We start from the raw sequence: 21,964 nt of genomic DNA, 5'->3' as shown, positions 1-21,964 counted from the left end.
CTCTCCGGTCTCGGTACGCGCTCGCGCTCACCACGCGACGAGCGGCTGGTCAGCGCGCGAATGCCCCGAAGCGGAGGAGCGGAACGGAGAGCTCGTCGGCCGACCACGACCCGTGCTGTCCCACCATGTTGCGGCCCGCGTTGCCGGCGACCCTCGAGTCGTAGTAGGCGATGCCCTTGCGAGCGGCCACGATGATGTCGCCGATGCGCGGTGCCACCTCGGCATCGACCGCGGTACCGAACCACCCGGATTCGATCGCCTCGGAGCGGGAGACGATCCACGATCGGGGACCCTCGATCTCACGCCAGGCCGCCAGGACCGTCGCCCGGAGTGCTTCTGAAGCATCGGGCTCGAAATGCAGTTGCAGCGCCCGAGGCTCGCCCGCGACAAACCTGACGCCGTCGATCAGGCGCGATTCCGAATCGAACAGCACCTGCGAGCTCGCCGGCACGTCGAGCACGCCGTGATCTGCGGTCAGGAGCATTCCCTCGCCCGCGCGGAGCGTCGGCGCGAATGCGCGCACCTCGCTGTCGAGCTCCTCGAGGGCCGTCGTCCACTGCGCGGACTGCCAGCCCCACGCATGACCGGCTTGGTCCAGCTCGGGCACGTACAGGTAGATCAGTCCCCGATCGATCTCGTCGAGGGTACGCCGAGCCTCCTCGAATCGGTCCGCCATCGTCGCGCCGCTTCGGTACTCGGCACCGCGCAGAACGGCCCGCGTGAAGCCGGACTTCCGATAGCGCTCTGTGCCGATCGCAAAGCTGGGGATGCCGGCATCCCGCGCCTTCTCGAAGAGAGTCGGCACCCGCTGCCAGGTCGCCGGATCCAGCCGGGCATCCCATCCGCTGAGCTGGTTGACGACTCGCTCATTCGCCGCGTCGAGCACGCTGTACCCGACGAGCCCGTGGATTCCCGCCGATGCGCCGGTGGTGAGAGTAGCCAACGCCGACGCAGTGGTCGACGGAAACCGCGCGCCGATCGTGGACCCAGCCGTGAGCAGCGGCGCCAGGGTTCGCGCGTGCCCGCGCCGGGCTGTGAGCGCGGATGCTCCGAGCCCGTCGACGAGCAGCACGATCGCCTTCTCCACCGGTGGCAACGCCAGGCGATTCGCCTCATGGGTGATGGCCTGAAGAGAACTTGGCACGACATCGGCAAGGCTAAACCGGTGCGTTTTGGTGGCCGGTAGCATGGGGGCAATCCTATGACTACTCCCGAAATCCCTCCTGCGCAGCCCAGCGGGGAACGCATCGACACCGTCGACGTCTCCACCGAGATGGAGGGGTCGTTCCTCGAGTACGCCTACTCCGTGATCTACTCTCGAGCCCTTCCCGACGCCCGCGACGGGCTCAAGCCGGTTCAGCGCCGAATCCTGTACCAGATGACCGAGATGGGCCTGCGCCCCGACCGCGGTCACGTGAAGTCCGCTCGCGTCACCGGTGAGGTGATGGGCAAGCTGCATCCACACGGTGACGCGTCGATCTACGATGCGATGGTGCGGCTCGCCCAGAGCTTCATCCTGCGGGTGCCCCTCATCGACGGCCACGGAAACTTCGGAACCCTCGATGACGGACCGGCTGCTCCCCGCTACACCGAAGCCCGTCTCACCGCCGCCGCGATGGCCATGACCGAGGACCTCGACGAAGACGTCGTGGACTTCGTGCCGAACTACGACAACCAACTGACCCAGCCGGAGGTGCTGCCGTCGGCGTTCCCCAACCTGCTGGTGAACGGGGCCTCCGGTATCGCCGTGGGGATGGCCACGAACATGGCGCCTCACAATCTCATCGAGGTGATCGGCGCGGCCCGTCATCTGATCGCGCATCCGGATGCCTCCCTCGACGACCTGATGTCGTTCGTGCCCGGCCCCGACCTGCCCACCGGCGGAACCATCATCGGGCTCTCCGGCATCCGCGATGCCTACGAGAGCGGACGGGGCAGTTTCCGCACCCGTGCACGCGTCGCGGTCGAGAACATCACCGCGCGAAAAGCCGGCCTCATCATCACCGAACTTCCCTACATGGTCGGTGCCGAGAAGGTGATCGAGAAGATCAAGGACGGCGTCAACTCCAAAAAGCTCAACGGCATCTCGGATGTCACAGACCTCACCGACCGCAAACACGGCCTGCGGCTCGTGGTCGGCATCAAGACCGGCTTCAGCCCCGACGCGGTGCTCGAACAGCTCTTCCGCTTCACGCCGCTCGAAGACTCCTTCAATATCAACAACGTCGCTCTCGTCGACGGCGGCCCGAAGACTCTCGGTCTTCGTGAGCTGTTGCAGGTCTACATCGACCACCGCATCTCGGTGGTCACGCGCCGCAGCCAGTATCGGCTCGCTCGCAAGAGGGAACGCCTGCACCTCGTCGAGGGCCTGCTCGTCGCGATTCTCGACATCGACGAGGTGATCCAGGTGATCCGGGCGAGCGATGACACGGAACAGGCCCGCGTGCGCCTGATGGATGTCTTCGACCTCAGCCAGATCCAGGCCGAATACATCCTGGAACTGCGGCTTCGCCGCCTCACCAAGTTCTCCCGCATCGAACTCGAAGCGGAGCGCGACCAGCTGCTCGCCGAAATCGCTGCGCTCGAGCAACTGCTCACCGGGCCGCAGCGGGTGCGCCAGCTGGTCTCCGACGAGCTCGAGGAGGTGGCGGAGCGCTTCGGCACGCCCCGCCGCACCCTGCTCACCGAGGCGCGACCCCCGGTCGGCACGACCGTCGCCGCCCGGGCAGCCGCGGCCGTGCTCGAGATCGCGGACACGCCCTGCCGGGTGTTCCTGTCGACGACCGGTCGGGCCATCCGGGTCGATCTGCCGGATGTCGCCTCCGAGCTGCCGGAGCGCGCGGCCCGACGGACCAAGCACGATGCGATCCTGTCGTCCATCGTCACGACGAGCCGATCGGAGATCGGTGCGGTCACCTCGCTCGGACGGCTCATCCGTCTCACCCCCGTGGATCTTCCCGTCGTTCCCGAGAACTCCATCCAGCTCGCCGCCGGGGTACGGATCTCCGACTACCTCGCGATCGATGCGAAGAAGGAGCGTGTGCTCGCACTGGTGTCGCTGACGTCTCCCGATGCGATCGCCATCGGCACCCGGCAGGGCGTCGTGAAGAGGCTCACGCCCGGAGACTGGGCGAACCGACCAGAGTTCGAGATCATCTCGCTCAAGCCGGGAGATTCGGTCGTGGGAGCGCGGCAGTCTGCCGACACCGACGAATTGCTCTTTGTGACCTCCGAAGCCCAGTTGCTGCATTTCCCCGCGGCAAGCGTGCGGCCTCAGGGCCGTTCCGCCGGCGGAATGGCGGGCATCAACCTCGGCGCAAAGGCCTCGGTCATCTTCTTCGGAGCCGTCGACCCCGGGTCGGACGTCGTCGTCACCACGGTTTCGAGCAGCAGCGCAACGATCGCCGGCATGGAGGCGGGCCGCGCGAAGGTCTCCGCCCTGTCCGAATTCCCCGGCAAGGGTCGAGCGACCGGCGGGGTGCGCGCGCATTCGTTCCTCAAGGGCGAAGACCAGCTCGCGGTGGCCTGGGCCGGTGTCGCTCCCCCGCTCGCTGTCGGTGCGGATGGCGCGGTGCGCTCATTGCCAGAGGCTGGAGCCAAGCGCGACGCATCCGGAACCCCGCTCGACGGCCCAATCGGCTCGATCGGCAGCCCGATCCGCTGAGTTCGGCCCCTCAGTTCGGGCACGGTCGAGCTGAGATGCCGCCGGCCTCCGCGCCACCGGGCGGCACGCGCCGAGGATGCGGGGGCGGGTCTCACCCGCGGGCGCTCGTCTCAGACGTCGATGCGTTCGCGGGACAGTCCGTCGGAACCGGCGATGATGAAGTCCTTGCGTGGGGCCACATCGTTTCCCATGAGCAACTCGAACACGCGCTCGGCATTCACCGCGTCGGTGATCTGCACTCGCCGTAGGGTGCGGTGGTGCCGGTCCATCGTGGTGGTCGCCAACTGGTCGGCATCCATTTCACCGAGCCCCTTGTAGCGCTGGATGGGATCCTGGTAGCGCCTGTTGGACTTCTTCAGCCCCGTGAGCACGCCAGTGAGTTCCTGCTCCGAGTAGGTGTAGATCGTCTCGTTCGGCTTCGTTCCGGGATTCATCACGATCACCCGGTGCAGCGGGGGAACCGCCGCATACACCCGCCCGTCCCTGATCATGTCGGGCATGTAGCGGAAGAACAACGTGAGCAGCAGGGTGCGGATGTGGGCACCGTCGACATCCGCATCGCTCATGATGATCACCTTGCCGTACCGCGCGGTCGCAAGGTCGAAGCTTCGCCCGGAACCGGCACCGATCACCTGGATGATCGAGGCGCATTCGGCGTTCCCCAGCATGTCGGAGACCGATGCCTTCTGCACATTGAGGATCTTGCCGCGGATGGGCAGGAGCGCCTGATACTCGCTGTCACGGGCCAGCTTGGCCGTGCCGAGCGCGGAGTCCCCCTCCACGATGAAGAGCTCGCTGTTGGCGACATCCGAGCTGCGGCAGTCCACGAGCTTTGCCGGAAGGGACGAGTTCTCGAGCGCGTTCTTGCGGCGCTGCGTCTCCTTGTGCGCCCGCGCAGAGATGCGGGACTTCATCTCCGCGACGATCTTGTCGAGCACCAGAGCCGACTGGGTCTTGTCGTCGCGCTTGGGCGAGCCGAACCTCTCGGCCATGGTCTTCGCCACCACGGCAGCCACGATGTTGCGCACGGCCGGAGTCCCGAGGATCTCCTTGGTCTGCCCCTCGAACTGCGGCTCCGGAAGCCGCACCGTCAAGACCGCAGTGAGCCCGGCGAGGATGTCGTCCTTCTCGATCTTCTCCGTGCTGTTCGCCCCCGTGCCGACCTTGAGCCGGCGCGCGTTCTGCTCGACCTGGGAGCGCAGGAACTTGAGCATGCCGGCTTCGAAGCCGGCCTGGTGGGTGCCGCCCTTCGGCGTGGCGATGATGTTCACGTAGCTGCGGAAGACCGTCTCGTAACCGGTACCCCAGCGCAGCGCGATATCCACCTCGCACTCGCGCTCGAGTTCGGTCGCGACCATGTGTCCCTTGTCGTCGAGCACGGGAACGGTCTCGCTGAAAGTGCCGGTTCCCGACATCCGCCACGTCTCCGTGAGGGCCGTGTCGGGAGCGAGGAAGTCCACGTACTCGCCGATCCCGCCGTCGAAGCGGAAGAGTTCGGTGCTCGGCTCCTCGCCGCGCTCGTCGGTGATGGCGATGCCGAGACCGCGCACGAGAAACGCGGTCTGTCGGGCGCGGGTCGAGAGCTCGTCGGTCTGGAAGGTGGTGCCTCGGCTGAAGATCTGCGGATCCGCCCAGTACCGGATCCGAGTGCCGGTCACGCCGCGCGCGACCTTGCCCACGACTCTCAGCTCGCTCTTGTTCTCGAACGGGGTGAACACCGCATCGGCCCTCGGGCCGTCCGCGGAGTCTGCGAAGGTTCCCGGCTCCCCGCGGTGGAATGACATCGCCCAGGTCTTGCCGTCGCGGTCGACTTCGACGTCGAGTCGCTCCGACAGCGCGTTGACGACGGATGCCCCCACGCCGTGCAGTCCCCCGGAAGCTGCATACGATCCACTGCCGAATTTGCCGCCGGCGTGGAGCTTCGTGAAGACGACCTCGACGCCGGAGAGTCCGGTCTTCGGCTCGATATCGACCGGGATGCCACGCGCGCGGTCCCGGACCTCGACGCTGTTGTCCGAGTGGAGCACCACGCTGATCTCGTCGCCGTTGCCGCCGAGCGCTTCGTCGACGGAATTGTCGATGATCTCCCACAGGCAGTGCATGAGCCCACGGGAATCCGTGGATCCGATGTACATTCCTGGGCGCTTCCGCACGGCCTCGAGGCCCTCGAGCACCGAGAGGTGCCGCGCGGAATAGTCCGAACTCGCCAAGTGAATCTCCTTCGCGGCGCCGCCGGCATCGCGTGAACGGGAATGGATGCTGGCCGGGCCGCGTTAAACACTAACGACCAACGTCACCGTCCCCGACGTGCGACACCCCCACCACTGGGTGCTACGCGTTCAGCGAAATACACGGGTTTCGTCATCACGATGTAATCCGCGCGTGTTTGGATAGGAACAACGAATTATTGATAGGAAACCGGAGGAGCAACTCATGACTCAGATTGCACCCACCACGACCGCGGTGAACGAACTCGACTCGAGCCACCAGCTCACTGCGGCAGACCGCTGCGACAGCTGCGGCGCACAGGCCTACATCCGTGTCGCCATCGGTTCCAGCGAACTGCTGTTCTGCGCACACCACGGCAAGAAGTACCAGGAGAAGCTCGCGACGGTCGCCAGCGACTGGCACGACGAGTCAGACCGACTGCTCCAGGACAACCGCGCCTAAGCGGCTACCGCCCCCCTCGATTTCAGACAGCGCCCTCGGCTCCGGCCGGGGGCGCTGTGCTGTCTGCGGAGTGCTGTGCTGACTGGGTAGCGGTGCTCAGCTCGCTCGGCGCGGGACACTCACTCGAAAAACCGGCGCCGGATTCGCGGACTCAGTCGCGTCACGATCTCTTCACCGATCGTGCCGAGCTCGTCGGCCCACTCCTGCAGCGTCGGCTCGCCGTCCGCGCCACTGCCGAAGAGCACCGCAGTGTCACCCGATCGCACCAGCGCCTCCCCCGTTTCGACCACGAGGGTGTCGATGTGCACCGCGACGATCTCGTGGAGGCGACCATAGATGGAGAGTTGCAGGACCCCGGCCGCTGCGCTCGGGATGCCGTCACCGAAGCCGATGCCGACGGTCGCGAGTCCATCACGCACGGCGATGACGGGGGCCGTCAGGGTCATCACCGGTTCCAGCCACAGCGATGAGGGAGTGATGCCGCCCCCAGGGGAGATGCCGTAGGAGAAGGCCCCGATCCGCACCAGATCGAAACGCGCGTCGGCCCTCGCGAACGCGGCTGCGCTGGCCGCGAGATGGCGGACGGCAAAGCGTGCGCCTAGCCCCTCCGCCACGGCGACCGCTGTGGTGAAACGTTCGATGGCGATCGAGTCGTCGTCGTCCGAGGCCTCGGCGATGTGGGTCCAGGCTCCGACGAGCTCGACGCGATCGGACAGCTCGATGGCCCGCGCCACGAGTCCGGGCCATTCGTGGATGCTCGCGCCGTTGCGGTGGAGGCCGGTATCGATCTTGAGGTGAACCCGCGCTCGCAGGGGGGCGCCGGCACCCGCGATCGCCTCGAGCTGGCCGATCGTCGACACGCCGAGGTCCAACTCGGCCTCGATCGCCGCCGCATAGTCCTCACCGGGTCCGAGCAGCCAGGTGAACACCGCCACCTCGCGCGGGATGCCGTTCTCGCGCAGTATCAGACCGGTCTCGATGTCGAGGGAGCCGATCCATCCGAGTCCCGCCTCCACCGCGGCGCGCGCAACAGGCACGAGACCGTGGCCGTAGGCATCCGCCTTCACCACCGCCATCAGTGCGGCCGGTGCGATCCGCTCGCTGAGTCGCGCGAGGTTGCGACGGTAGGCGGACAGATCCACCGTCGCCGTCGGCACCGTCATCGGATCGGACGACGCCATCAGTACTCCCGCGGCAGGTGACTGCCGAAGACGGAGACGATCTCGGCGGAGGGACGCCCGAGGCTGCCGGCCCAGTCCCACACCGCCGGTTCACCCGCACCAGGATCGCCGAAGACGACGGCTTCGTCGCCGATCGCGGCCGAGCCCTCTCCGAGCTCGAGCACCAGCGCGTTCATGGCAACGCGCCCCACGATGCGCCGCGCGACTCCCCCGAGAAGGAGGGATCCCACGTTGCTGGCGATGCGGTCGAGGCCGTCGGCGTAGCCGATGCCGACCAGCGCCAGGTTGGTCCGTTCACTCGCTGTCCAGGTGTAGCCATAGGACACGCTCTCGCCCGCATCGATGGTCTTCGTTCCGACGACGAGCGCGCTCACTCGCATGGCTGGCCGCAGTTCGGGATCGGACGAGAGGCCGTACAGCGCGACGCCCGCGGAGACGAACCCGCTATTCGGGTCGGCGGATGCGGCGAAGTCGAGATCCCGCACGAAGGCGCCACCGTCCAGGGCGGCGTCGGTCACCGCGGTGAGGCCGTGCCCATAGGCATCCGCCCTCACATCGGCCAGCAGCACGCGAGAACCAGCCCGGCGCGCGAGCACGGCGGCGTTGTCACGGATCGCCGAGAGGTCGATGCTCGCGCTGTGTATGCGTGAACCGGGCAGCGTCATCACCTCTCGCACCGAGACCAAGGTCCTGGCGAACCTAGATCCTCGAGAATACGTGCTTCGCGTGGGAGATGATCACTTCTCGGGCCCGCGTGGCGTAGAGGTCGAGGCTCTCGTTTGCCGCTGACGAGGTTGCGGGCAGGCCGCGACGCTCCGCCACCGAGGCGATGATCGCGTCGGTGAGAAGGGGGTTGAGGGGCAGTACGGGGCCGCCGACCTGGGTGCCGATCGCACTACCGTCGAGCACGCCCTCGACCGATCCTTCCCCGTTGCCCGTTCCCGCCTCGAGAATCCCGAGCGGCTTGGCACCGGAATCCAGCGTCCAGCGCGATGCGTTGTCTTCGAAGCCGACGATCTGGCCGAATGGAGAGTCGACGATGACATAGCCGACGGATCGGGTGGCCACGCGGGTCGCCGTCAAGGGGAGGATGCTGAGCCCCTCGAGGGACCCCCCGTCGAGGAGGGAGATCGAGTGGCCGAGCAGCTCAGCCCCGGAGCCGTAGGCGAAGATCGGCACTCCGCTTTCGCGGAGCGCCCGCAGCCGGTCCCCATTCGCCAGCAGGTCGGAGTGGATGTTGCGCATCGCCGACAGTGGACCGTTGCCCACGACGACGAGATCCACGTCCGTCGGCAGTTCGGATCCCACTTCGTGCGCGACTACGGTGACCGAGTGTCCGGCGTGCTCGAGTCGCTTTGTCAAAGCCATGACATTGCCGCGATCTCCGGCCACGCCGAGTTCATCCGGGTAGAGCTGCACTATCGTCAGGGCGCTCATCGCTGGTTCTCCAGTTCGAGGAAACCGATCTGCTTACGCGCGAGCATCATGATCTCGTAGTTCACGATCCAGGTCTTCAACCCGGTGGACGGTCGGGGCAGGGCGCGCATGATGTCGATCGCCTTTTTCAGGTCGGGTTCGACCACCCCGATGGTGATCCCTTCGTGCTCGAGACGCAGCGCGATCTGCCACGCCTTTGCCCCGGTGATGACGTCGACATGATCCAGAGCGGCGAAGTCGATGTCGTAGATCCAGGAGATGTCGGGCGTGCCCTCATCGATGGCAAGGAGTACCTGCTCCGGCGGCTCCGGAAGGGCATCGAGGTTCAGTTGCAGGCTCGCGGCATTCTTGAACATCACGAATTCGACCTGCTCGTTCACGCCCTCGCGGTTGGTGAAGTCGAGCAGCTCGCCACGCCCGTAAGCCGGCTTCATCGCCGCGAATGCCGCGGCCGAGGATGCCCCGTCGAAGCGGTCTCCGAGGATGACCGCCGCCGTGGCCAGCGCCGCTGCGGCATCGATGGCGTAGTGGAGCCCCTTCGCGGGCAGGGTCACGACGACGCTGGTGCCGTCGACGGTGATCGTGGCGCCCGCGCGGTCGGTGGCCACCAATTCGGCGAGGGCTCGATGGGATTCGGCCTGCACCGCGTGGTCGCGGTAGTCCTTCGCATTGAACAGCCCGTGCGGGGCACGCTCGATGACTTCGGCTGAGGCTCCGAAGTAGGTGATGTCGGGCGCGGTCGTGGAATCTCCATCGACATAGCGGCGGGCGATCTTCGACAGGTAGGGATCTTCGCGGTTCGTCACGATGTGCAACCTCGCCTGCTGGGCGGTGTCCAGCATCATGTCGGCGACACGCTCGGTCTCATAGAAGCGATAGAGCTGGTCGACCTGCGTGTTCAGCACGAGCACCGTCGACGGCGGCACGACCGCGGCGAACTCGAGGGCGAAGGCCTCATCGACCTCCAACACGCCGATGTCCGCATCCACCCGTCCGAGCACGCTCGACTCCGCGAGGATCGACGATGCGATCCCCTGCGGGAGATTCGCCCCGGAGGGATTGGTGAACACGGTGAGTCCGTGGCCCCTCAGCACCTCGGTCAGCATGTGGGTGGTCGTGGACTTGCCGTTGCTGCCCAGCACGTAGACGATGCCGTAGCGGAACTGGCCCGTGACATCCCGCAGGAAATGCGGCGCCATCCTCGTGGTGACGTATCCCGGAAACGCGGATCCGCCGCCACGCAGCTTCGCGAGGGCGCGCACGGCCTTGCCTGCCACGACGGGGAAGAAGTACCTGAGCCCGCGGAGCCCGCCTGTTTTCTGCTCGCTCACCACGCGGTTTACTCGAGGTAGTCGCGGAGAGACTGCGACCGCGACGGGTGGCGCAGTTTCGCCATCGTCTTCGACTCGATCTGGCGGATGCGCTCGCGCGTCACGCCGAACGTGTCACCGATCTGGTCGAGGGTCTTCGGCATTCCATCGCCGAGTCCGAAACGCATGCGGATGACGCCGGCCTCGCGCTCGGAGAGCGAATCGAGAAGGGACTCGAGCTGCTTCTGCAGCATGGTGAAGCCGACGGCATCCGCCGGCACGACAGCTTCGGTGTCTTCGATGAGGTCGCCGAACTCGCTGTCGCCATCCTCGCCGAGGGGGGTGTGCAGCGAGATGGGCTCGCGCCCGTATTTCTGCACCTCGATGACCTTCTCGGGGGTCATGTCGAGCTCGCGGCTCAACTCCTCCGGGGTGGGCTCGCGACCGAGATCCTGCAGCATCTGGCGCTGCACGCGAGCGAGCTTGTTGATGACCTCGACCATGTGCACCGGGATACGGATGGTGCGGGCCTGGTCGGCCATCGCTCGCGTGATCGCCTGGCGGATCCACCAGGTCGCGTAGGTGGAGAACTTGAAGCCCTTGGTGTAGTCGAACTTCTCGACGGCGCGGATGAGCCCGAGGTTGCCCTCTTGGATGAGGTCGAGGAACTGCATTCCGCGACCCGTGTAGCGCTTTGCGAGCGAGACGACGAGTCGGAGGTTGGCTCCGAGCAGGTGGCTCTTGGCGCGCTGTCCGTCCTTCGCCACCCAGGTGAGCTCACGTCCGAGCTGCGACTTGAGTTCTGCCGGGGTCATGTCGGCGAGCTTGTCCTCGGCGAAGAGCCCCGCCTCGATGCGCATGGCGAGCTCGACCTCCTCGGCAGCGTTGAGAAGGGCGACCTTTCCGATCTGCTTGAGGTAGTCCTTGACCGGGTCGGCGGTGGCACCGGTGATCGCCGAGGAGTAGACCGGAACTTCGTCTTCGTCGTCGACGAGAGACAACACGAGCGCACCGGAGGGCAGGACCTCTACGGTCTTGTCCTCCTTCTCCTCGTCGGAATCCTCTGCGGTCTCTTCCTTCGCGTCATCGTCCTTGCCGTCATCGACCACGACGACGACTTCCGCCTCGGTGTCGGCCTCGTCGTCGGGGCCGTCTTCCTCATCGGAGTTCGCAGCCTTGCCGGCGCGCTTGGCCGGCGCCTTCTTGGCGGGTGCCTTGGCGGCTGCGGGTGCCTTGGCGGCTGCCGCCTTCTTCGCCGGGGCTGCCTTCTTCACGGGCGTGGACTTCGCGGGCGCGGCCGCGGCATCCGAGAGGTCGGCGCTGACCCCTTCGGCGACATCGGGTTCCGCTACCGCGGTGGTTTTGGTTCGGGTGGCCATCGGGACACCTTTCACTAGTAGTTCTTCAGGCGTTACACGCCCATTGTTGGTAGAACGACCCTCGCTCGGCATACCATGATCGCCGGGTTTTTCGGGCAGCACTAAGACCCATGTCAAGTCCTGATCTTTCACGCAGCGGTGCCGCGGAACAATCACAACGACCTGAACGGGTCTTACGACAATTATTGCACGGATTCACAATGACCCTTGCCAACTCGGCCACATCGCTATATAACGGCGGTCAGTCGGCTCGACGTCTCCAGAACCTCACCAATGAAACCCACAATGGGGCCACCGCTATTCCCTCCTCGGCGTGGAGCTTCAGCCGGGTCCGCTTCCGCGCGCGCACGAGAAACAGCATCCCCGCGCCGATGACGAGGTACTGCACGAGAAGGGCGATCCGGAAGGAATCCCAGGCGAATACGTCGCTCGCGGCGCCCCCGGCAACTCGCGCCGTGTTTTCGAGGTCCAGCACGAGCCCGATCAGGTACATCATCACGAAGCTCGCGAGGAAGCCGCCGACATTGACGACACCATTCGCCGAACCGAGGCTTCTCATCGGGTTGAAGGTGCGGGCGAAGTCGAATCCGATCAGAGATCCTGGGCCGCCGATTCCGAGCACCACCACGAGGGTGACGACCAGCCAGAACGGCGGATGTCCCGGCCAGAGCAGCACGGTCGTCCAGGTGACCCCGATCATCACCACGATGGCGATGACCAGGTTGGACCGCCGAAGGGGGAAGCGTGCGGTGAGGATTCCGAGGATCGGTCCGCTCACGACTCCCGCGACCACGATCAGCGTGAGGAGAGCCGAGGCCGTGCCGGGCGAGTAGCCGAGCCCCGCGGTGAGCAGGGGGAAACCCCACAGCAGCGAGAAGACCGTGCCGGACGACTGGGTGACGAAGTGCGACCAGAAGCCCAATTGGGTGCCCGGGCGGGCCAATGACTCCCGCAACTGATGGATCGCGGCGCGCCAGCTCGCGGCCCCGCTATCGGGAGCTGTGGCATCCGATGGAGGCCTCGTCGGGTTTCCGTTGGAGAGTAAGACGACCACGAGCACGGAGGCGATCAGGGAGAGCGCCGCCGCCGAAAGGAAGGCGGGTTGCCAGCCCAGCCGGTGCAGGAGAAGCGACAGCGGTATGGCCGAGAGCACCTGGCCGAGTTGGCCGATGTTGCCCGTCCACTGGGACACCTGGGGAAGGATGCGCCCGCGAAACCACGAGGCGAGCAGTCGGATGACCGAGATGAAGGTCAGGGCGTCGCCGGCACCGACCAGGATGCGCCCCAGAATCGCGATGCCGATGGATGGGGCGATGGCGAGGGTGGCCTGCCCGGCGAACATGAGCACGGCGCCGGCCGCGATCAGAACCTTCGGTCCCACCCGGTCGAGGAGCACCCCGGTGGGGATCTGCAGGGCGGCATAGACGATCAACTGCACGACCGCGAGGCTGGACAGCGCGGAGGCCGACACGTCGAAGCGATGAGCCGCCTCGATGCCGGACACCCCGAGGGAGGTGCGCTGCATCACGGCGATCACGTACGCGAAGAGGGCGACTCCCCAGATGAGCCAGGAGCGCCGCGAATTCACCTGTCAACTGTAGCCCTGACCGACAAACTGCCCCCCGGCGGCCAGCCGGGTGAGCCGCCAGCACGGAGTCCACCGCTCGGGCGGAGGACTCAGCGGGACTCAGAGGGAGAACGGCTCCGGCTCTTCGCCGTTGCGTCGAGCGGCCAGGAAGTTCTCCAGCTCTGCCGCAATCTCGTCCGCCGACGGGAGTTCGCCGTCCATATCGGTGAGGGGAGACCGCAACGGGTTGCCCTCCATGTAGGAGTCGTGGCGTTCCTCGAGAGTGCCGACCAAGCGCGCGAGCTCAGGGTTCGATTCCACCTGGCTGTCGATCTTGGTCAGGAAGTCCCGGCCCTCTTCGCGGAGGGCGTCGGTGGGGAAGATCAGCCCGGTGGCCGCGCTGATCGATTCGAGAGCCTTCACCGCCGCATCCGGAAATTCGGTATCGGCGAGGTAGTGCGGAATGAGCAGGACGAAACCCGCTGTCGGGTGCGACTGCTGCTGCAAGCGGTATTCGACCAGATGGAGCGCATTCGCCGGTACCTGGGTGCGCGGTTTCCAGATGGACATCGCGTCGATGAGTTCCGTGCGGTTGCCGCTGACGGTCACCCCGATCGGACGAGTGTGCGGAACCGGCATGGGGATCGCATGCACCCAGGTGGTGGTCTTCACCTTGAAACGGGCGATGAGGTGCATCACCGCGTCGCTGAAGCGCTCCCACTGGAAGTCGGGTTCGAAACCGGTGAGGAACAGGAACGGCTGGCCGATCTCATCAGTCGCCAGTGAGAGCGAGAGACGCGGCGGTCGGTAGTCGGCCAGATGATCCTGGTCGAAGTAGATGGTGGGGCGGCGGGCGCGGTAGTCGAGCAGGATGTCGGCGTCGAAAGTCGCCACTTCTCGGTGATCGACGGTGTCGAGCAGGTATTCGCTCAACTGGGTGACGGCGGCTCCGGCATCCGCAAAGCCTGTGAGGCCGGCCACGAGATCGAGCCCCTCCGGCACGTCGATGACGGCCGGATTCAGTTCGTAGAGACCCTCGGGATTGTGCATTGTTTAACTCTAATCGCGGTGGTTACCGCACGCTCCCGTCCGGTTGGTGCCGAGAGCGAACAGGCGATGCCGACGCCGGCACAGCCCGCTGACGGCGGCGCGGATACGATGGCGCAATGACCGTGCCCTCTCTCGCCCTTTCCTCCGCCTCGCTTCTCTCGCTCACCGCCGACGTGCTCGTGCTGGGGGTGCGGGCGACGGATGACGGGCCTCGCCTCGTCTCGGATGACGCAGCATTCGCCGACCTCGCGGCCAACATCGACGGCATCGGAGTCACCGGTGGAGTCGACGAATTGGTGCGGGTGCCCGCGGCGATCGGCAGCGCCCGAAGCATCGCGCTCGTCGGCCTCGGCGCATCGACGCCCACCGCAGACTCGCTGCGCTACGCCGCCGGAACGGCATCCCGTCGGCTCACCGGCGTGACCTCGCTGGTGATCGCGCTACCGACAGTGTCGTCGGCCGAGGTGCTCGCGGTGCTGGAAGGGGCAGCGATCGGCGCCTATTCCTACACGGCCTACCGGTCAGCGACCCTCGAGAAGACGAAGCTCCCGGCAACGGAGATCACCATCGCCACGGAGATCGCAACCAATGACGAACTCGTCTCGCGCGCCGCGATCGTGGCGGCGGCCATCCATTCGGTGCGCGATCTCGTCAACGCACCCCCGTCTGACCTCTTTCCCGAGAGCTTTGCCGACGCCGTGCTCGAGCTCGCCGAAGACCTGCCCGTCGAGGTGGAGGTACTGGCGGAGGACGAACTCCTCGCCGGAGACTTCGGGGGGATCCTCGGAGTGGGCCAGGGATCCACCCGCGCACCGCGACTGGTGAAGATCAGCTACTCCCCCACCACCGCGAGTTCCCACCTCGCTCTCGTCGGTAAGGGCATCACCTTCGATACCGGGGGGCTGTCCCTCAAGCCGCCGGCCGGCATGGTGGGGATGAAGTACGACATGGCCGGCGCGGCGACGGTCATGGCCGCGGTCTTCGCCGCGGCACGGCTCGGTCTCGACATCCGTCTCACCGCGTGGTTGTGCCTGGCGGAGAACATGCCGTCGGGATCGGCGATCCGCCCGAACGACGTGCTGCGCATGAAGGGCGGCACGACCGTCGAGGTGCTCAACACCGATGCCGAAGGCCGCCTCGTCATGGCCGATGGGCTCGTCGCCGCGAGCGAGGAGTTTCCGGATGCCATCATCGACGTCGCAACGCTCACCGGTGCCCAGCGCGTCGCGCTCGGCGATCGCTATTCCGGAGTAATGGGCGATGACGCTCTCGTCGGCCGGGTCGCCGCGACGGCTCGCGCCGTCGGCGAGCAGCTCTGGCCGATGCCACTCCCGGGCGAGCTCCGGGCCCTCCTCAAGTCCGATGTCGCGGACATCGCGAATGCGAAGATCGGCAACACCGCCGCCGGCATGCTCCTCGCCGGGGTCTTCCTGCAGGAATTCGTCGGTCCGCAGGCGGATTCCACCGCGGGCCGCATCCCCTGGGCTCATATCGACGTCGCTGGACCTGCCCACAACGCCGGGGGCGGATACGGATACATCGGGACCGGCCCGAGCGGCGTTGCTGTGCGAACTCTGATCGCGCTGGCTGAGGAGATTTCGCTCGCGTAGTAAGGTCTTTGTGGCCCGAAAATAATCGGGCCACGCGGTCCGTGGCCCGTCAATGGCCGGGACACACGCACACCTCACAAAGAAACCCAAGGGAGTCGCCGGGTGCCTGAGCAGAACTTCGACATCGTCATCCTCGGAGCGGGAAGCGGCGGATACGCTGCAGCGCTGCGAGCAAGCCAACTGGGGTTCTCCGTCGCCCTCGTCGAAAAGGGAAAAGTGGGCGGTACCTGCCTGCACGTGGGGTGTATCCCCACGAAGGCGCTGCTGCACTCGGCTGAAGTCGCCGACGTCACGCGTGAATCCGCGAAGTACGGGGTCACCTCCACCTTCGAGGGAATCGACATCGCCGCGGTCACCGCGTACCGCGAGGGAATCGTCGCGAGCAAGTACAAGGGGCTCCAGGGACTGATCAAGGCCCGCGGAATCACCGTGATCGAGGGCGAGGGTCGTCTCACCGCGGCCAACACCGTCACCGTCGGCGAGCACAGCCTCGTCGGCAAGAACGTGATTCTCGCCACCGGGTCGTACTCCCGATCGCTCCCGGGCCTCGAAATCGGCGGACGCGTCATCACCTCCGAACAGGCACTCGAACTCGACTTCGTGCCGAAGAAGGTGCTCGTACTCGGCGGCGGTGTGATCGGCGTCGAGTTCTCCAGCGTCTGGAAGTCGTGGGGCACAGACGTGCAGATCGTCGAAGCGCTGCCGCACCTCGTGCCCAATGAGGATGAGGCCATCAGCAAGCAGTTCGAGCGCGCATTCCGCAAGCGCGGCATCAACTTCAGCCTCGGTATCCGCTTCCAGAGCGTCACCCAGAACGACGACGGCGTCGTCGTCACGCTCGAAGACGGCCAGACCTTCGAGGCCGAGCTCCTGCTCGTCGCCGTCGGACGTGGACCGGCGACGGCCAACCTCGGATACGAAGAGGTCGGCGTGACGATGGACCGCGGATTCGTCATCACGAACGAACGACTCCTCACGAGCGTTCCGAATGTATATGCCGTCGGCGACATCGTTCCGGGCCTCCAGCTCGCGCACCGCGGATTCCAGCAGGGCATCTTCGTCGCCGAAGAGATCGCGGGGCTCAACCCGATCGTCATCGAGGACATCAACATCCCGAAGGTCACCTACTCCGACCCTGAGGTCGCATCGGTCGGCCTCTCCGAGGTCAAGGCGCAGGAGAAGTACGGGGCCGACAAGGTCACCACCTACGACTACAACCTCGCCGGAAACGGCAAGAGCCACATCATCGGCACCGCCGGATCGATCAAGGTCGTGAGGGTAAACGACGGCCCGGTCGTCGGAATGCACATGATCGGTGCACGCGTCGGGGAACTCATCGGAGAGGCCCAGCTCGTCGTGAACTGGGAGGCCTACCCCGAGGACCTCGCGCCGCTGCTCCACGCGCACCCCACACAGGACGAAGCCCTCGGCGAGGCATTCCTCGCACTGGCCGGAAAACCGCTCCACGCGATGTAGGCGTCGCGCCAAGAGGCGCGCCGTCATCGAACTAAGCTAAACAAACAGAACTGGTCTAAAGGAGCATCACTGATGAGCGAATCCGTCAACCTCCCGGCACTCGGAGAGAGTGTCACCGAGGGCACGGTAACCCGCTGGTTGAAGAACGTGGGCGACCGCGTCGAGGTGGACGAGCCGCTGCTCGAAGTCTCGACCGACAAGGTCGACACGGAGATCCCGTCGCCCATCGCCGGCGTGATCGAAGCCATCCTGGTGGCTGAGGACGAGACCGTCGAGGTCGGCACCCCTCTCGTGACGATCGGGGACGGATCCGGATCATCGGATGCGACACCCCAGGCCCCCGCGGAGTCTGTCCCGGTCGCCGTCACGCCCGCACCGCCGGAGGACGCTCAGCCCGTCTCAGAAGCGCAGCCAGAGCCCGTCGCCGCCGCACCCGAGCAGGTCTCGGCTCCGCCGCAGGCACCCGCAGCACCGCAGGCTCCTCCCGCTCCGGAGCCCGCCGCTGCCCCACAGGCAGAGGCACCGGTTGCAGAGGCACCGGTCGAAGAGGTTCCCTCCGCCGATGCTCCCGCTCCAGGAGAAGAAGCACCCGCCGCGGCCTCCGCCCCGGCACCTGCCGACGTCGTCGACCCGGCTCCGGCTGTGGAAGCTGCCGCTGCGGAAGCACCGGCTCCCGCGCCCGCCGCGGCTCCGGCACCCGCCGCGGCTCCCTCGGTGGATGCCAACCCGGGTTACGTCACCCCCCTCGTGCGCAAGCTGGCACACGAGAAGGGAATCGACCTCTCGACGATCGCCGGCTCCGGAGTCGGCGGACGGATCCGCAAGGAAGACGTGCTCACCGCGACCTCGGCCCTACCGGACTCTGCGGAGGCGCCCGCTGCGGCCGCTCCCGCCGTTGCCGCAGCGGCACTGGAGACTTCCCCCCTGCGCGGCACAAGCGTTCCGATGTCTCGACTCCGCAAGGTCATCGCAGAGCGTGCCGTCATCTCGATGCAGTCCTCTGCGCAGCTCACTTCGGTGGTGGAGGTGGATGTCACCCTCGTGGCGAACTTCCGCGACTCGGTGAAGGCGGAGTTCCTCTCGAAGACCGGCCAGAAGCTGTCCTTCCTGCCGTTCTTCGCGCTTGCTGCAGCGGAGGCCCTCAAGGCATTCCCGATCATCAACGCCACGATCGACGGTGACACGATCGTGTACCCGCCCCAGGAGAACATCTCGATCGCGGTCGATACCGAGCGCGGTCTTCTGACGCCGGTCATCCGGGATGCCGGGTCTCTCGATCTCGCCGGTCTCTCCGCGCAGATCGCGGACCTCGCCGCCCGCACCCGCGACAACAAGCTGAAGCCCGATGAGCTGGCCGGCGGCACCTTCACGCTGACGAACACCGGTTCACGCGGAGCGTTGTTCGACACCCCGATCGTGTTCCTTCCGCAGTCCGCGATCCTCGGCACCGGAATCGTCGCCAAGAAGCCGGTCGTCGTCTCGAGTGGTGGGCTTGACGCGATCGCGATTCGCTCAACGGTCTACCTCGCCCTGTCGTACGACCACCGGATCGTGGATGGTGCGGACGCCGCCCGCTTCCTCGTTGCCGTGAAGAATCGCCTCGAAGGCGGCGACTTCGCCGGAAATCTCGGCTACTGAGAAGACTCGACTACTGAGAGATCTCGGCTACTGAGAAATCCCGGCTGTAGGGGTCGGTCGTGCGCACTAACCGAGCGATAGATCCCTGATCCGCCATCCGGCCTCGCTTCTCACCAGAAGAAGCGGGGCCGGATTCTTCGTGCTCACTGCGGACCCATCGGTGGCAAGAAGCTGGATGATCGCCGAGTCGCCCAGCTGCTGGATGAGGTGCGGGGTGAACCCCTCCAGGGTCGCCTCAGCCGGCAGGCTGCCTGCGTTCTTGAGTCGACGGACGAGATCCCGGTCCGCCTCGATCACCGCTGAGCCGGCCTGGTCGACCGAGTCCAAGCAGGGAACGGATCTCGCCACGAAGCATTTCGATCGCGCGGCGAGGAGCGCGCGGGCGGCGGCGAGAGGATCCTCCCCCTCGATGGCCGATCTCGACGGCGCCGGAGACGCGCCGAGAGGGCGCCCGGTGGGCGACCCGGACGCCGTCGGTCCTTGGCGATCCGCTGCCGGCGAATTCGATGCCGGCCCGGGTGAATCCGACGTGGGCGATTTCGTCGTGCTCGGGGTCGATGATGACTGGGAGACCCCCGGTGTCACCCCCGTTCTTTCTGCCGTGGTCTCGGAATGAGCGGCCGGGATCACGGTGAGTGCGACGACAAGCGCGCCGACCCCGGCTCCCCCGGCGATCCATACGGGAATCCGAACCGGCGCGAGGAGAGTGAGCAGTCGCGCCCGCAGCTGCGCCAGCGGGTGGATGTCCGTGACCTCGATGGCACTGGCCCAATTCGGCAGGATCTCCCGGTCCTCGGCCAGGTCCTCCCAGGGTGCTTCTCTCTGGGGAATCGGACGGACAACCGGACGCATCGACGGTGGCAGCGGCGCCGAGACCGGCAACTCCTCATCGAAGCGGATCGGCAGCCCCGGTGCGAGCGCGAAGAGCAGGTCGATCATCCCGGATAGTGCTTCCTCACCCGGAGGCGGCCCCTCCAGCTCCCGCCGGATCTCGGACAGGGCGGCGGCGGACGCTCCCGGTTCCAGCCGATCGAGCACCGAGCCGATGAGTATCCGGATCCCCTGCCGATCGGCGACAGCGTCAGCGTCCTCGTCGAGTTCTGCCGGAGTCACGCTCGGAGCGTCTCCCGCTGTCGGGAACTCCCCGATGAGTGCGACGGAGCCGAATTTCGCGAGTACCGGAGCGCCCCTGTCGTCGAACAGCACCGAAGAAAGCGCCACGTCCCGATGCGCGACTCCGACCCGGTGCAGTTCCTTCACCGCCTCGACGAGGGGCACGAGAATGCTCACCGCCTCCCCCGGCGCGATGGTGCCACGCAGCGCGAGCAGCCGGCTGAGGGTGCCGGAGCCGAGCCGGGGCAGGATGAGGCACGGTCGGCCATCCGGACCGGTTGCGAGGTCCTTCAGCTCCAGGAGGTGCCGGGAGGACACCCGCGCCAGAGCCTCTATCTCGCGATCGATGCTCCCATCGTCGGTCTGCGGCCGATAGATCTTGATCGCCGCGATCCGATCACCGTCGGGAGGCTCCCGGGATCCCGCATGCCCGAGATGGATCTCCGCGCGCGTCCCCTCACCGAGCTTGCGCACGAGTCGATAGCCGCCGACGGTCTCCATGCTGCGAGTATCGAGCCGGCGAGGCATCCGTTGGCTCGATTCGGTCTGGGCTGTGGCCAGGTTCCTCCCTGTCGCCGGTGTGAGGGAGCAGAGCCCGACGGTCAGGCCGTATCCTTGTGTCATGGCACGCACCCAGAATTCGGCCCCCAAACCTGCGAAAGAGCCCGGTCGTCTCAAGCAGATGTACCAGGTCTTCCAGATGACCCGCCGCTACGACTCGAACGCGATCTGGTGGTTCCTGCTCGCTTTCCTCGCCCCGATACTCGTCGGCATCGTCGCCGGCTTCCTCATCTCCGGTGTCGACAACGTCTTCGGATTCGTGCTGTGGATCATCGCGGGCGTTCTCGGTGGCGTGCTGCTCTTCCTCATCGTGCTCGGGCGGCTCGCGGAACGCGCTGCCTACTCGCAGATCGAGGGACAGGCGGGTGCTGTCGGTGCCGTGCTCAAAAGCTCCCTCCGCCGCGGCTGGACCGCGAGCGAGATGCCCGTCGCAGTGAGTCCCAAGACCCAGGATGCCGTCTACCGGGCCGTCGGCAACGGAGGTGTCGTGCTGATCGGCGAGGGGCCGAAGAGCCGCACCCAGAAGATGCTGGATGAGGAACGTCGCCGCGTCACCCGCATCCTGCCGAACGTGAGCGTGCACTTCCTGCACGTGGGGCCGGATGCCGATGCGGTTCCGCTGCACAAGCTCGCGGGGCGCATGGCGCGATTCAAGCGCTCGTTGAACAAGTCCGAGATCTACGCGGTGAGCAATCGACTCGCCTCCCTCGGCAAGAACCAGCTTCCGATCCCCAAGGGCGTCGATCCGATGCGGGCTCGCGCCCCCCGCCCGCGCTAATCAGCGCTTTTCCCGCGCTAGTCAGCGCTTTTCCCGCAGCGGCGGCGGGCTAACGCCGCACCAGGACGGTGCCGGCGAGCCGGTCGTGAAGGCCGCGGCGATCCCGGTCGGCGATGAGCGCCGGCACGAGCAGGGATAGCAGCACCGTTCGCACGATCGGGCGCCAGACCCCGATCCATCCGGATGCGAGGGGCACGACGCGCATCCCGAGGAGGAGGTGCCCGATGCTGCCGCTGAGCAGCACCAGGAAGACGATCTGCAGCACCGCGAAGACCGCGAGGCTGGCCCAGCGGTCGTAGTTGAAGAACGCGTAGGAGATCAGTGCCCCCAGCGCCACGTCGATGGCGAAGGCTGCGAGACGTCGACCGAAGCGGGCGATCGAGCGCGGTCCGGTGGCGGGAAGACCGAAATGCCGGCCGGGCCAATCGCTGGACTGGGCGGATGTTCGGGGCTCTGCCATACCGACGATCCTACGTTCGCCGACTCGACGTAACATGCACGAAACAATAGCGACACCGTGGCGAAACTCC

The 21,964-nt window shown here is 66.5% G+C and carries 17 protein-coding genes; 6 read left to right on the top strand and 11 right to left on the bottom strand.

The genetic code is table 11. The annotated features are described in order from the left end of the window. Positions 1-49: 49 nt before the first annotated feature. Positions 50-1,144, bottom strand: a complete 1,095-nt coding sequence (locus ABIB54_RS15365) for an alkaline phosphatase family protein (protein WP_354576388.1) — start codon at positions 1,142-1,144, stop codon at positions 50-52. Between the two features lie 57 nt (positions 1,145-1,201). Between ABIB54_RS15365 and ABIB54_RS15360 the strand changes: the two genes are divergently transcribed. After that, on the top strand, positions 1,202-3,664 hold the full coding sequence (locus ABIB54_RS15360) for a DNA gyrase/topoisomerase IV subunit A (protein WP_354576386.1): 2,463 nt from the start codon (positions 1,202-1,204) through the stop codon (positions 3,662-3,664). Between the two features lie 110 nt (positions 3,665-3,774). On the opposite strand, the gene ABIB54_RS15355 is transcribed toward ABIB54_RS15360, so the two are convergent. After that, entirely contained in the window at positions 3,775-5,874 is a 2,100-nt protein-coding gene (locus ABIB54_RS15355) for a DNA gyrase/topoisomerase IV subunit B (protein ID WP_354576385.1), read from the bottom strand. Positions 5,875-6,097: 223 nt separating this feature from the next. Here ABIB54_RS15355 and ABIB54_RS15350 point away from each other — a divergent pair, with 223 nt between their 5' ends. After that, positions 6,098-6,334 (top strand): DUF7455 domain-containing protein, encoded by a 237-nt coding sequence (locus ABIB54_RS15350; protein ID WP_354576384.1) that lies wholly within the window; start codon positions 6,098-6,100, stop codon positions 6,332-6,334. 119 nt (positions 6,335-6,453) lie between these two features. Here ABIB54_RS15350 and ABIB54_RS15345 read toward each other — a convergent pair whose 3' ends face one another. From ABIB54_RS15345 to ABIB54_RS15315, 7 genes are all read right to left on the bottom strand, one after another. Beyond that, entirely contained in the window at positions 6,454-7,515 is a 1,062-nt protein-coding gene (locus tag ABIB54_RS15345; protein ID WP_354576383.1) for an alanine racemase, read from the bottom strand. Further along, positions 7,515-8,180 carry an alanine racemase gene (locus tag ABIB54_RS15340; RefSeq protein WP_354576399.1) on the bottom strand — a complete coding sequence of 222 codons (666 nt, stop codon included), beginning with the start codon at positions 8,178-8,180 and terminating at the stop codon, positions 7,515-7,517. The genes ABIB54_RS15345 and ABIB54_RS15340 overlap by 1 nt, the downstream gene beginning before the upstream one ends. 34 nt (positions 8,181-8,214) lie before the next feature. Continuing rightward, a complete protein-coding gene (locus ABIB54_RS15335) occupies positions 8,215-8,952 on the bottom strand; it encodes a type 1 glutamine amidotransferase (protein WP_354576382.1) in 738 nt (245 codons plus the stop codon). Further along, positions 8,949-10,283 (bottom strand): MurT ligase domain-containing protein, encoded by a 1,335-nt coding sequence (locus ABIB54_RS15330; RefSeq protein ID WP_354576381.1) that lies wholly within the window; start codon positions 10,281-10,283, stop codon positions 8,949-8,951. Before ABIB54_RS15330 ends, ABIB54_RS15335 begins: the two co-directional genes overlap by 4 nt. An 8-nt stretch (positions 10,284-10,291) precedes the next feature. Continuing rightward, positions 10,292-11,641, bottom strand: a complete 1,350-nt coding sequence (locus ABIB54_RS15325) for an RNA polymerase sigma factor (protein ID WP_354576380.1) — start codon at positions 11,639-11,641, stop codon at positions 10,292-10,294. Positions 11,642-11,882: 241 nt separating this feature from the next. Further along, positions 11,883-13,229: an MFS transporter gene (locus ABIB54_RS15320; RefSeq protein WP_354576379.1), complete on the bottom strand. Its 1,347-nt coding sequence runs from the start codon at positions 13,227-13,229 to the stop codon at positions 11,883-11,885. A 99-nt stretch (positions 13,230-13,328) separates the two neighbouring features. Then, positions 13,329-14,258, bottom strand: coding sequence for a proteasome assembly chaperone family protein (locus tag ABIB54_RS15315; protein WP_354576378.1), 930 nt, complete (start codon positions 14,256-14,258; stop codon positions 13,329-13,331). 116 nt (positions 14,259-14,374) lie between these two features. Between ABIB54_RS15315 and ABIB54_RS15310 the strand changes: the two genes are divergently transcribed. The 3 genes from ABIB54_RS15310 to sucB all read left to right on the top strand — a co-directional run bounded on the left by ABIB54_RS15310 (position 14,375) and on the right by sucB (position 18,982). Next, on the top strand, positions 14,375-15,868 hold the full coding sequence (locus ABIB54_RS15310) for a leucyl aminopeptidase (protein ID WP_354576377.1): 1,494 nt from the start codon (positions 14,375-14,377) through the stop codon (positions 15,866-15,868). A 102-nt stretch (positions 15,869-15,970) separates the two neighbouring features. Next, positions 15,971-17,344 carry a dihydrolipoyl dehydrogenase gene (gene lpdA / locus ABIB54_RS15305; RefSeq protein ID WP_354576376.1) on the top strand — a complete coding sequence of 458 codons (1,374 nt, stop codon included), beginning with the start codon at positions 15,971-15,973 and terminating at the stop codon, positions 17,342-17,344. Positions 17,345-17,416: 72 nt separating this feature from the next. Next, positions 17,417-18,982: a 2-oxoglutarate dehydrogenase, E2 component, dihydrolipoamide succinyltransferase gene (sucB, locus tag ABIB54_RS15300; protein WP_354576375.1), complete on the top strand. Its 1,566-nt coding sequence runs from the start codon at positions 17,417-17,419 to the stop codon at positions 18,980-18,982. Positions 18,983-19,048: 66 nt separating this feature from the next. Here sucB and ABIB54_RS15295 read toward each other — a convergent pair whose 3' ends face one another. Next, positions 19,049-20,719, bottom strand: coding sequence for a protein kinase domain-containing protein (locus ABIB54_RS15295; protein ID WP_354576374.1), 1,671 nt, complete (start codon positions 20,717-20,719; stop codon positions 19,049-19,051). Here ABIB54_RS15295 and ABIB54_RS15290 point away from each other — a divergent pair. After that, a complete protein-coding gene (locus tag ABIB54_RS15290; protein ID WP_185200741.1) occupies positions 20,718-21,434 on the top strand; it encodes a DUF4191 domain-containing protein in 717 nt (238 codons plus the stop codon). The two genes, ABIB54_RS15295 and ABIB54_RS15290, sit on opposite strands and share 2 nt — an antisense overlap. A 49-nt stretch (positions 21,435-21,483) precedes the next feature. Here ABIB54_RS15290 and ABIB54_RS15285 read toward each other — a convergent pair whose 3' ends face one another. After that, entirely contained in the window at positions 21,484-21,894 is a 411-nt protein-coding gene (locus tag ABIB54_RS15285; protein ID WP_354576372.1) for an RDD family protein, read from the bottom strand. Between the last annotated feature and the right edge of the window lie 70 nt (positions 21,895-21,964).

This window comes from Frigoribacterium sp. UYMn621 (assembly GCF_040549525.1).
Lineage (GTDB): Bacteria > Actinomycetota > Actinomycetes > Actinomycetales > Microbacteriaceae > Lacisediminihabitans.
The sequence above is the reverse complement of the archived record's forward strand: the minus strand, read 5'-3'. Positions and strand labels throughout refer to the sequence as shown.

Excerpts from the sequence above, each read along its gene's own strand:
- ABIB54_RS15360 (WP_354576386.1), top strand. The coding sequence starts at position 1,202 with ATGACTACTCCCGAAATCCCTCCTGCGCAGCCCAGCGGGGAACGCATC.
- ABIB54_RS15350 (WP_354576384.1), top strand. The coding sequence starts at position 6,098 with ATGACTCAGATTGCACCCACCACGACCGCGGTGAACGAACTCGACTCG.
- ABIB54_RS15345 (WP_354576383.1), bottom strand. The coding sequence starts at position 7,515 with ATGGCGTCGTCCGATCCGATGACGGTGCCGACGGCGACGGTGGATCTG.
- ABIB54_RS15340 (WP_354576399.1), bottom strand. The coding sequence starts at position 8,180 with ATGACGCTGCCCGGTTCACGCATACACAGCGCGAGCATCGACCTCTCG.
- ABIB54_RS15335 (WP_354576382.1), bottom strand. The coding sequence starts at position 8,952 with ATGAGCGCCCTGACGATAGTGCAGCTCTACCCGGATGAACTCGGCGTG.
- ABIB54_RS15325 (WP_354576380.1), bottom strand. The coding sequence starts at position 11,641 with ATGGCCACCCGAACCAAAACCACCGCGGTAGCGGAACCCGATGTCGCC.
- ABIB54_RS15315 (WP_354576378.1), bottom strand. The coding sequence starts at position 14,258 with ATGCACAATCCCGAGGGTCTCTACGAACTGAATCCGGCCGTCATCGAC.
- ABIB54_RS15310 (WP_354576377.1), top strand. The coding sequence starts at position 14,375 with ATGACCGTGCCCTCTCTCGCCCTTTCCTCCGCCTCGCTTCTCTCGCTC.
- sucB (WP_354576375.1), top strand. The coding sequence starts at position 17,417 with ATGAGCGAATCCGTCAACCTCCCGGCACTCGGAGAGAGTGTCACCGAG.
- ABIB54_RS15290 (WP_185200741.1), top strand. The coding sequence starts at position 20,718 with ATGGCACGCACCCAGAATTCGGCCCCCAAACCTGCGAAAGAGCCCGGT.
- ABIB54_RS15295 (WP_354576374.1), bottom strand. The coding sequence starts at position 20,719 with ATGACACAAGGATACGGCCTGACCGTCGGGCTCTGCTCCCTCACACCG.
- ABIB54_RS15285 (WP_354576372.1), bottom strand. The coding sequence starts at position 21,894 with ATGGCAGAGCCCCGAACATCCGCCCAGTCCAGCGATTGGCCCGGCCGG.